The organism is Pseudochrobactrum sp. Wa41.01b-1 (genome assembly GCF_019464455.1).
GTDB classification, from domain to species: domain Bacteria; phylum Pseudomonadota; class Alphaproteobacteria; order Rhizobiales; family Rhizobiaceae; genus Pseudochrobactrum; species Pseudochrobactrum saccharolyticum.
Map to the genome: position 1 here is coordinate 2,864,675 of NZ_CP080493.1, position 10,204 is coordinate 2,874,878.

Consider the following 10,204-nt stretch of genomic DNA (forward strand, 5'->3'; position numbering starts at 1 on the left):
GGAAAAAGCTCTTTTTGTCTGCAGGTGAATGTATGATTGAAATGTCCTCACTGGGAGGCAGTGAGTTTCATCTTGGCTTTGCAGGCGATACTTTAAATACCGCATGGTATGTGCGCGCTTGTCTGCCTGTGCAGGACTGGGATGTGGCGTATTATACCCGTATCGGTACGGATAGTTTTTCTGCCAAGATGAAAGATTTTCTGAACAGGAACGGGATCGGTACTGACTATATTGAGGAAGATGCGCAGCGTCAGGCTGGTCTTTACCTGATCGAAGTTGAGAACGGCGAGCGGCATTTTACCTATTGGCGCAACCAGTCGGCAGCACGTCTGCTGGCGATCAATCAGCCATTGCTCGCCAAGGCTTTTTCCGATGCCGATATCATATATTTTTCTGCGATTACGCTGGCTATTCTTTGTCCTGAGCAGCGGACAGTATTTATCTCTCATTTGCGGGATGCTGCTTGTGCCGGAAAAACGGTGGTGTTTGACACCAATATCAGGCCGCGTTTGTGGGAGAGCCACGATATTTTGCGAGAAACGATCATGCAGGCAGCAGCGGTTGCGCAGATTGTTTTACCGAGTTTTGATGATGAAGCGGCAATGTTTGGCGATCGTAGTTTAGAGGATTGCGCTGCCCGCTATCGTACTGCCGGTGCACAGGTCGTTGTGGTTAAAAATGGCGGTGGCACAATGCTGGTTGCCGATGACAATGGCATGCGTCAGATCACGGATATTGAACCGCTCAAACCAGTGGACACAACCGGCGCCGGAGATTCATTCAACGGCAGTTTTCTGGCGGCACTGCTGAGTGGCAAAGATATTGAGACGGCTGTCAAAGCCGGACATGCTGTTGCCTCTCAGGTGGTGATGCAGCGCGGAGCATTAATGCCGATGGGGCAAATTTTGTAGTATATAAAAGTCATTTATTTGCAGAACCCTAATAAAAAGGCCGGTTTAAACCGGCCTTTTTTATTCATTTATTTTACTGGTTTGATATTCATCGCCAGCGTGTCTTCATCAGCGCGCGGTGTCAGCTCCACCTTGTCCTTCTTCACAGCCCATGCACTGAGCTGGATCGCAAGCGGCAGATCAGGACGGTCTGTTGCCACCAGATTATTCGCCTTTTCAAGCAATGTACGGCGCTCATCTGCATCCATCGCTGCGGCTGCATCTTCAATCAGCTTGTCCATTTCCGGATTGGCATAGCCGTGTACGTTAAACGCACCCAGCGATTTTGCCGGTTCATTGGAATGCATCAGCGATGACAGCATATAGTTAGCCTCGCCGGTCAATGTACCCCAGCTCGCCATATAGATCGAATATTCACCGCGTGTTTTTGCAGGGTTGAACACCGCCGCCGGAACGCCGTTGACATCCGCAGTAATGCCGATAGCTGCCAGCATCTGGGCGACTGTAGGTCCCAGCTCATTCGGCATACGGTCATTCGAATAGCTCAGTGTAATTTTGAAACCATCCGGATAACCGGCTTCTGTGAGGAGCTCTTTTGCACGATTAATATTGAATTCAGGTGCCTGCAGCGACTTATCATAGCCGAAAATATTGGAGGTCACCAATTGTGTCGGTACGGCTGCCATGCCTTCCAGAGCGAATTCAACAATGGTTTCGCGGTCAATTGCCAGATCAAAAGCCTCTCGCACGCGCGGGTCAAGCAGCGGGTTTTTGTCCAGCTTGCTGCCATCTTTGGTAAATACCATCGGGCTTTTTTCGCGGAAATCAAATTCGAGATAGCTGATATAGATGCTCTCATTTTTCACAACTGTCAGCGATGAATCCTGTTCAAGCACAGGGACATCCGAGGCCGGCACTTTGGAAATCACATCAACCTGACCGGCTTTGAGCTGGGCAACACGGGCAGCATCGTTTGGAATTTCCTTACGGATAACGCGATCCCACGGCTGCGCACCGCCCCAATAACCGTCAAAGCGCTCAACAACCAGATCCTGTGTCGGTGCCCATGAAACGAATTTATAAGGGCCGGTGCCGATTGTCGCTTTACCGGTATTGAAGCCTTCTGCTGCGGTTTCCTGTGTTGAATAGGCAGCTGCTGCTTTGTGCGAAGTGATAAACAAACGGATAAAATCATTCGGCAATGTCGGTGCCGCAGAATTTGTTGTCACACGCACAGTCAGCGGATCAACAACTTCTACCGATTTAACGCGGCGCACAAAAATCGTTGCCGGATTTGGCCCTGTCACATGCGGAATGCGCTCAATAGAGAATTTCACATCTTCCGCTGTAAAGTCTGAACCGTCATGGAATTTCACGCCTTCGCGCAGTTTGAATTCCCATGTCGTATCATCAAGTGCCTGCCAGCTCACGGCCAGCGACGGTTCAAGCTCCAGATTATTGCCGGAACGGATCAGCGTATCGAAAATATGTTTCGTCGCTTCGGCATTGGCGGCAGTTGCCGTGAAATGCGGGTCCATCGAGGCAGGGCCGGCTTTAATTGCCATAATCAGATCGGCGGCAAAAACCTGTCCGGCGCTAAAAAGCAATGTTGTGCCGAGCATTAAAGCATGCAGTGTTTTTTTCATGTGAATAGTCCAGTCCCCATTATTAGTCTTGTTCAAACTCTTCATCACGCTCCGGCAGATCGGAGGCAATTGTTTCCGGCCATTCGCGGGAAGCGATCACCAGTTTGGTCAGCAGTTCTGAGAGCATCATGCGCTCAGCAGGGCTGAGCGTTTCCAGCATCAGACGTTCGCGCTCCAGCATCGGCGTCATTTTCGCTTCAACAATGGCGCGCCCTTCATCGGTGAGACACAACACAACACGGCGCAGGTCATCACTGTCACCCTCGCGTTGCACCAGCTTCAGACGAGTTAGTTTTTTAGTGGCGCGGCTCAGCGTGTTTTTCGGAAAGCCGGAACCGGCAACAACTTCGGACAAAGTCGTGCGGTCGCGCAGAAACAGTGAATACAGCACCACAAATTCCGGTCGCAGCAGATCATGATCCGCACCGATCAGCCCGTAGATCGGATTGTTGTAATGCAGAGCCAGATAGTTAATCCGGAAGGACAACCAGCACGGATTTTCCCACAATTTTGTATGCAGAATATCGCTTTCGCTGATGCGGCTGTCCGCCGCCTCGCTTCGCCCCGCGCGCCCCTCCAAAAGAGCGATTGCTACGCGTTCCTCCATCACTTCTCCCCGTGACAGTTTAGCAATTAAGTTCCATTCAGAACAAGATATAGCTTGTTTTAAGGATGTCAAACGTAATTTTTGTTCCAATTGGAACTTGTCTGCGAAATATTTTCATGGATAATAGTTTTCAGAAACCCATGAGCGCAGACTCGGGAGCACATTTGAAATGAGAGGAATTTCACATGCATATTAACGCCATGCACTGGGCGCAGGTTGAAGAGCGTGTCAAACAGGACGACCGCTGCATCCTGCCGATCGGCAGCGTTGAGCAACATGCCCGCATCAGCCTTGGCACAGATATGATCCTTGCCGAGAAAGTATCGCTGGATGCCGCAGAACCGCTGGGCGTGCCGGTATTTCCTGTTCTGCCTTATGGTCTGGCATCCAGTTTCGCCGACTTCCCGGGTACTGTATCGCTGAGCCTGCGCACCTATATCGGCGTGATTGAAGATATTCTCGACAGCATCTACCACGCCGGTTTCCGCCGAATCCTGATCGTCAACGGACATGGCGGCAATGCGCCTGCCGGTACTGTTGTGTCTGAGTGGCTGAACCGCAACCGCGATGCCAGTGTCAAAATGCACGATTGGTGGCGTGCACCACAAACCATGGGCAAAGTGCTGGAAATTGACAGCCGCGCTTCTCACGCCTCATGGATGGAGAACTTTCCGTGGACACGTCTTGCAGGCGTTCAGCAACCGGAACATGCGGTAGAGCGCATTGATTTCGGCGCCATGGCACGCGTTGACGCCGGTCGTAAACGTGCGCTGTTGGAGAGCTGTGAAGGCAATTATCACGGCCTTTTTGAACGTCCGGATGCCGATATGCTCGCGATCTGGGATGTTGCTGTGCGTGAAACCCGCTTTGAACTCGAAAACGGCTGGCACTGATAATCATAAATTTCCGGACAGGAGAAATCCCGTTCGGCATTCGAAATAGTTAAGCGGATACGGCGGGAGGAAACTGTCCACTATCCGCTTTTGGGGGAGCATAGCTGATGATTGCATTTATTGTCAGACGCTTATGGCAGGCAGCATTGGTGATGCTTGTCATGTCGCTATTGGTGTTTATGGGGGTCTTTGTCATCGGCAATCCTGTCGATGTGCTGATCTCACCGGATGCGACGCAGGAAATCCGTGACAGGGTGATCGCCCAATACGGGTTGGACCTGCCGGTATGGCAGCAATATTTGCAATTCATGAGCAATCTGCTTCATGGCGATTTGGGGCGCTCCTTCGTCTATAATATGCCTGTTTCCGAGCTGATTGCATCGCGCCTGCCTGCGACTGCCGAGCTGGCTTTGACCGCTGTGTTCATGGCCAGTCTCATCGGTATTCCGCTTGGTATTTATGCCGGTTACAAACCGGACAGCTGGGCGTCGAAAATCATTATGGCGCTGTCCATTCTCGGCTTTTCCGTTCCGACTTTCTGGATCGGGCTGATGCTGATTATGGTCTTTGCCGTGCAGCTTGGCATCATGCCTGCGGGCGGACGCGGTGCCACAATTTCCGTGCTCGGTGTTCCTGTCAGCTTCCTGACACTTGATGGTCTTCATCATCTGGCATTGCCCGCCATTAATCTCTCGCTGTTTAAATTATCGTTGATGATACGACTGGCTGCGTCCGGTACGCGTGAAATCATGCTGACCGACACGATTAAATTTGCCCGCGCCGCCGGTATTAACGAGCGCACAATTCTGCGCCGTCATGTGCTGCGCCTGATCTCCATTCCGCTTGTTACCGTCTTTGGTCTGGAGCTTGGCTCAACCGTTGCTTTTGCCATTGTAACGGAGACGATCTATTCATGGCCGGGTCTTGGCAAGCTGATCATTGACAGCATCACCTCACTCGACCGTCCGGTGATGGTGGCCTATCTGATGCTGGTTTCCCTACTTTTCATCACGATTAATCTGATTGTGGATCTGTCCTATGCAGTCCTTGATCCGCGCATGCGTCAGGGAGGTGGCAAATAATGTCATTGCTCAACAGCAGATCATTGCAATTCTGGTCGGAATTCAAACGCCATCCGGTGCCGGTTATTGCCGCTCTCGTGGTATTGACCATCATTTTGCTGGCAGTCTTTGCACCGCTGATTGCACCGCAGGATCCTTATGATCTTTCCAGCCTTGTGCTGCGGGACGGACGTCGTGCACCCGGTTATATCGGTCAGGGCGGCTATACCCATATTCTGGGAACCGACGGACAGGGGCGCGATCTCTTCTCCGCCATTCTTTACGGCTTGCGCATTTCGCTGGAAATGGGCTTGCTCGCCGGTGCGATTGCCTTTGCCATTGGCGCATTGGTCGGCTCAACAGCAGCCTATGTCGGCGGTCGTTTTGAAGCTTTCATCATGCGCGTCATCGACCTGCAGCTTTCCTTTCCGGCTATTCTGTTGGCCTTCGTAGTGGCAGCACTTCTCGGGCAGGGCAAAAGCCAGCTGATTATCGCTCTGGTCTTTTCGCAATATGCCTATTTTGTGCGTACCGCTCATGGCGCCGCCTCGGCAGAACGGCATAAAGACTATGTGGAAGCCGCACTTTCTGTGCCGATGAGCGGCTGGTTCATTGTCACCCGTCATATTCTGCCCAATGCTATGCCGCCGCTGATCGTGGTTGCAACCGTGCAGGTCGCCTCGGCGATTTCTCTGGAAGCAACGCTGTCCTTCCTTGGTGTCGGTCTGCCGCCGACAGAACCGTCACTCGGCATGCTTATTTCCAACGGTTTTCAGTATTTGCTGTCCGGCCGCTACTGGATTTCGATTTATCCGGGCATTGCACTGATCATTCTAATCATGGCGATCAATCTCGTTGGCGATCAGATCCGCGACCAGCTTAATCCGAGGTTGAACAAATGACAGCTCATCTTCTTGAAGTTACTGATCTGCATACGCATTTCGAAACCCGTGCCGCTACGGTCAAATCTGTCGATGGTGTTTCTTTCTATCTCGACCGCGGGGAAATTCTAGGATTGGTGGGTGAATCCGGTTCCGGTAAATCCATCACCGGTTTTTCTCTGATCGGGCTGATCGACAAGCCGGGACGCATCGTGCAAGGCTCCGTTAAACTGGAAGGGCGTGAGCTTGTCGGCCTGAGTGAAAGCGAGTTGCGCAAATTACGCGGCCGTGAAATCTCGATGGTCTTTCAGGACCCGATGATGACACTCAATCCGGTGCTGACTGTTCTCGACCAGATGACACTGGCACTGCGCGCGCATGAAAGTATTTCGGACAGCGATGCGCGCACACGATGTGTGGAAGCCTTGCGCCGTGTACGTATTGTCGATCCGGAACATAAGGTTGATTTCTACCCGCATCAGTTTTCCGGCGGTATGCGCCAGCGTGTGGCAATTGCCATTGCTCTGTTGCACAATCCGAAGGTCGTGATTGCGGATGAACCGACTACTGCGCTTGACGTATCCGTACAGGCGGAAATTCTGACCGAGGTGAAAGCACTGGTCGCCGAACTTGGCATTTCGATGATCTGGATCAGCCATGATCTGGCAACTGTTGCCTCAATTTCAAAACGCATTGCCGTGATGAAATCGGGCAAGATTGTTGAGACCGGCCCCGCTTCCGAAGTGCTGAAATCACCGAGCCATCCTTACACACAAGGCCTGCTGGATGCTCTGCCATCCCGCTCCAAACCGGGGCAAATGCTGGGCAAACCAACGGATGAAGAAGAAGCATCGTTTCAAATCGCGGCACCGGTAACGGAAGTCAAACCGGATTTTGTAACCGTCCGCAATACGGTTAAACGCTTCGAATGGAAAAGTGATTTCTGGGGCAGGCTCGGCCAGAAAATCGGCCTGCTCAAACCACGCAAACCTGTCATTGCAGTCAATCATGTCAATCTGACCATCGCCCGAGGGGAGGCGCTAGGGCTGGTCGGAGAATCCGGATCCGGTAAATCAACGCTCGGCCGCATGGTCTGCGGGATTTATCAGCCAACTGAGGGGGAGATCCGTCTATCCGGCCAGCCTGTCATGTCTGACCATGTACACGGACGCAAACTGACGACCAAAATTCAGATGATCTTTCAGGATCCGTTTGCGTCGCTTGATCCGCGCCGCACAATCGGTCAGTCAATTGCAGAAGGACCGATTGCCCATGGCCTGACCACCAAAAGCGAAGCCCGTGCCTATGTGGCACAATGGCTGAAAGCGGTAAGCCTTGATCCGGCCTTTGCAGACCGTTATCCGCACCAGTTTTCCGGCGGTCAACGGCAGCGCATTGCCATTGCCCGTGCTTTGGCGATGAAACCGGAAGTAATTGTTTGCGATGAACCGGTAGCATCACTCGATGTGTCTATTCAGGCGCAAATTCTTAATCTGCTCCTGCGGCTGCGCAAAGAACTGAACCTGACATTGCTGTTCATCAGTCATGACTTGTCAGTTGTGCGCCACATCTGTGACCGCATCATCGTTATGCATCACGGCAAGATTGTTGAAGAAGGCATGGCTGAAACAATTTTCGAAGCCCCGCAGCAGCCTTATACAAAGATGCTGCTCGATGCCATTCCGAAGCTGGCCTAGACGCGTGATACCTGCCAGTATATTCAATGCGGTCATACAGCCGCGTTGAATATCTGGAATAAGGGGATGCTATTGAGAAATACGGTGTTTTTCAGTCTTCTGATATTTTTTATACTTGTCGCCGGTTTTTTCAATTTGTTGCTTAATCCTGCGCCTTCGCAATATCCGTCAATAGGTGGCGGCGGATATGACCTGTCCGGATTTGTCTATACCCTGTGCCTGCTGCTTTTTACTTGTCTGTGGTCTGTCATTCTGCTGATTACCAGCCAATGCGTAAAAAAGCCGGTTACAGCCCGCCGGTTTTTTATTTTGGCTATGATCGGTGCTTTGACATTCGTTGTCTCGTTGCTGTTTTATCACGACAATCTGACGTAAAAATATGATGCGCTGTTTACCTGTCACCGCGTCATCTCTCGCCAATAATGCGTCATTCAACGGGGCAGAGTGTCAAAAAATATCCCTGCAATATGTGTGAATTTGTTCAGCATCCGTTGACAGCGCTTAAGGGTGCTCTACTTTATGTAAATACATTCTAAAATATCGATTTTTCTTTTTTATTTTCATGGTGATAGGATGATGACACGCCGTCAAACTTTATTGGGGGCTGCCGCCGCTGCCGTTGGTCTGTCGATGCAAACGCGTCGGGGGCAGGCGGAAGGTTCATCAGCGCGTGCTGCGGGATTTTGGTATCCGGAAGAAACAGAGCCGCATGAGCGTACTTTCATGCAGTGGCCGGTTAATCCTGTTGTCTATGATGATCCTGATTTTCTTGATGATATTCAGAAAACGATAGCGAAAATCGCCAATACGATCGCAGAGTTTGAGCCGGTTGTGATGCTGGCTGCAGCAAAGCATCACGGTGCTGCACGCAAACTGATATCGCAGAAGGTGGAGTTATGGGACATTCCGACTGACGATTTATGGTGTCGCGATTCCGGCCCTTCATTTGTCGTCGATGGAAAAGGCGGACTGGCCGTCACACAGTTTAATTTTAATGGTTGGGGGAACAAGCAGACTCACAGCGCAGACGGTAAGATCGCTGCACGGATAGCCGAACGGTTAGGCTTGCAGGTTTTTGATGCAGGTCTGGTAGGGGAAGCGGGCGGCGTTGAAACCGATGGCCACGGCACGCTGATCGCTCATGAAAGCAGCTTCGTCAATGCCAATCGCAATCGGGGCAGCAAAGCTGAAATTGAGAAGATGCTGCTGGATACGATGGGTGCGCGCAAGATGATCTGGGCACCCGGAATTATTGGTGCAGATATTACCGATTATCATATTGATGCGCTTGCCCGTTTCGTTAAGCCGGGACAGTTGCTGATCCAGATGGGCGACGAGATTGACGCTGAAGACCCATGGTCGGTTGCCTCCTTCGAGACGCATGACATTCTGGCGGCAGCGACTGATGCCGAGGGGCGCAAACTGGATATGGTCATTTTGCCGGAGCCTTACGATATTCGTTCGAAGAGCCGCGATTTTGTGTCTTCTTATGTGAATTATTATGTTTGTAACGGCGGGGTGATTGCTGCGAAATTCGGAGATCGTGAGGCCGACGAGCGGGCTGCTGCTATACTTGGCAAATTATATCCCGGCCGCGAGATTGTTACACTGAATATCGATCCGGTAGGGGAAGTTGGTGGTGGTATTCACTGTGCAACTCATGAACAACCCAAGGTTTGAATATGTGGAACTGGTTACGGCGCAATACTGAACCCTTGGCCGCTTTGGGCGGAATTGCTACGGCCTTTGCCGCGCTTTCAGCACTGATAATCATTCCGTATCAGGTCGGTCAGGCCGATCTGATACAGCGTGATCAGACTGCGCGCGAAATATATCGAGAATTTCTGAACCTGACTGTGCAAAAACCCGAACTGGCGCGTGCTGATTATTGCTCGATCAACAAGAAAACTGAGCTCACCGCTTACGGGGCATATGTCGAATATCTGCTTTATACGGCTGAGCAGATGGTCGAAACTTCACCGGACTGGCGCGCACCAATGGCCGGATATTTGAGTGATCACATGGAATATCTTTGCGATCCCGAGGGGCTGGGAGCCCGTGACGGGGTGGCTGATCTGTTGGCGCAGACAGGACTCGTCTGCAAGCCTGAGAATACCTGCCCGCAAAACAGTAGCCCTTAAAACTATATGAGGGGAGGGAGGTTTACGCCCTGATAAGCATTGACGGGGTTGAGCAGGGTGGTTTCAATCAGCAGTGTACTGTCCGTTATCTTTTGCGCCAACCATTCGTTTGTCGCAGATGATCGCGTTCTTTGCGAGATCGGTCTCCCATGCAACAGAACCTCCATTTAGGTTCGTTTTTGTGCTTAAGAGTCATATCGAGGAAAAATTATTCAAAAATATCAATTAATTATTGGTTAACTATTTCGAATCATGTAGTGCCTCCGATCAAGGTGGGGGCCTAATTGAATATGTTTTAATTACCCGCGAACTTTCAGTTCGCGGGTAATTGATTCTGCGCGCTTGTGTTTTTGTTAAACACGGGTGA

At 51.3% G+C, this 10,204-nt stretch carries 10 protein-coding genes; 7 read left to right on the plus strand and 3 right to left on the minus strand.

The features are described from left to right. Positions 1-32 precede the first annotated feature (32 nt). Complete coding sequence (locus tag K1X45_RS13205) at positions 33-911, plus strand: sugar kinase (protein ID WP_255560415.1); 879 nt, start codon at positions 33-35, stop codon at positions 909-911. A 68-nt stretch (positions 912-979) separates the two neighbouring features. On the opposite strand, the gene K1X45_RS13210 is transcribed toward K1X45_RS13205, so the two are convergent. Both K1X45_RS13210 and K1X45_RS13215 read right to left on the minus strand, forming a co-directional pair. After that, a complete protein-coding gene (locus tag K1X45_RS13210; RefSeq protein ID WP_220159102.1) occupies positions 980-2,557 on the minus strand; it encodes an ABC transporter substrate-binding protein in 1,578 nt (525 codons plus the stop codon). A gap of 22 nt (positions 2,558-2,579) precedes the next feature. Beyond that, positions 2,580-3,164: a MarR family winged helix-turn-helix transcriptional regulator gene (locus tag K1X45_RS13215; protein WP_022711033.1), complete on the minus strand. Its 585-nt coding sequence runs from the start codon at positions 3,162-3,164 to the stop codon at positions 2,580-2,582. Positions 3,165-3,349: 185 nt separating this feature from the next. On the opposite strand from K1X45_RS13215, the gene K1X45_RS13220 reads away from it, so the two are divergent. From K1X45_RS13220 to K1X45_RS13235, 4 genes are all read left to right on the plus strand, one after another. Beyond that, positions 3,350-4,057, plus strand: a complete 708-nt coding sequence (locus K1X45_RS13220; protein WP_220159103.1) for a creatininase family protein — start codon at positions 3,350-3,352, stop codon at positions 4,055-4,057. 107 nt (positions 4,058-4,164) lie between these two features. Continuing rightward, entirely contained in the window at positions 4,165-5,139 is a 975-nt protein-coding gene (locus K1X45_RS13225; protein WP_220159104.1) for an ABC transporter permease, read from the plus strand. Then, positions 5,139-6,020 (plus strand): ABC transporter permease, encoded by an 882-nt coding sequence (locus K1X45_RS13230; RefSeq protein ID WP_213596643.1) that lies wholly within the window; start codon positions 5,139-5,141, stop codon positions 6,018-6,020. The genes K1X45_RS13225 and K1X45_RS13230 overlap by 1 nt, the downstream gene beginning before the upstream one ends. Further along, on the plus strand, positions 6,017-7,696 hold the full coding sequence (locus tag K1X45_RS13235; RefSeq protein ID WP_220159105.1) for an ABC transporter ATP-binding protein: 1,680 nt from the start codon (positions 6,017-6,019) through the stop codon (positions 7,694-7,696). The genes K1X45_RS13230 and K1X45_RS13235 overlap by 4 nt, the downstream gene beginning before the upstream one ends. A gap of 168 nt (positions 7,697-7,864) precedes the next feature. Here the strand turns inward: K1X45_RS13235 and K1X45_RS13240 are convergent, their stop codons facing one another. Continuing rightward, positions 7,865-8,098, minus strand: coding sequence for a hypothetical protein (locus tag K1X45_RS13240; protein ID WP_220159106.1), 234 nt, complete (start codon positions 8,096-8,098; stop codon positions 7,865-7,867). Positions 8,099-8,269: 171 nt separating this feature from the next. Between K1X45_RS13240 and K1X45_RS13245 the strand changes: the two genes are divergently transcribed. Next, the gene (locus K1X45_RS13245; RefSeq protein WP_220159107.1) at positions 8,270-9,376 is read left to right on the plus strand and encodes an agmatine/peptidylarginine deiminase; all 1,107 of its coding nucleotides are present in this window, start codon (positions 8,270-8,272) and stop codon (positions 9,374-9,376) included. 2 nt (positions 9,377-9,378) lie between these two features. Then, positions 9,379-9,837, plus strand: coding sequence for a hypothetical protein (locus K1X45_RS13250; protein WP_151158490.1), 459 nt, complete (start codon positions 9,379-9,381; stop codon positions 9,835-9,837). Positions 9,838-10,204: the final 367 nt, after the last annotated feature.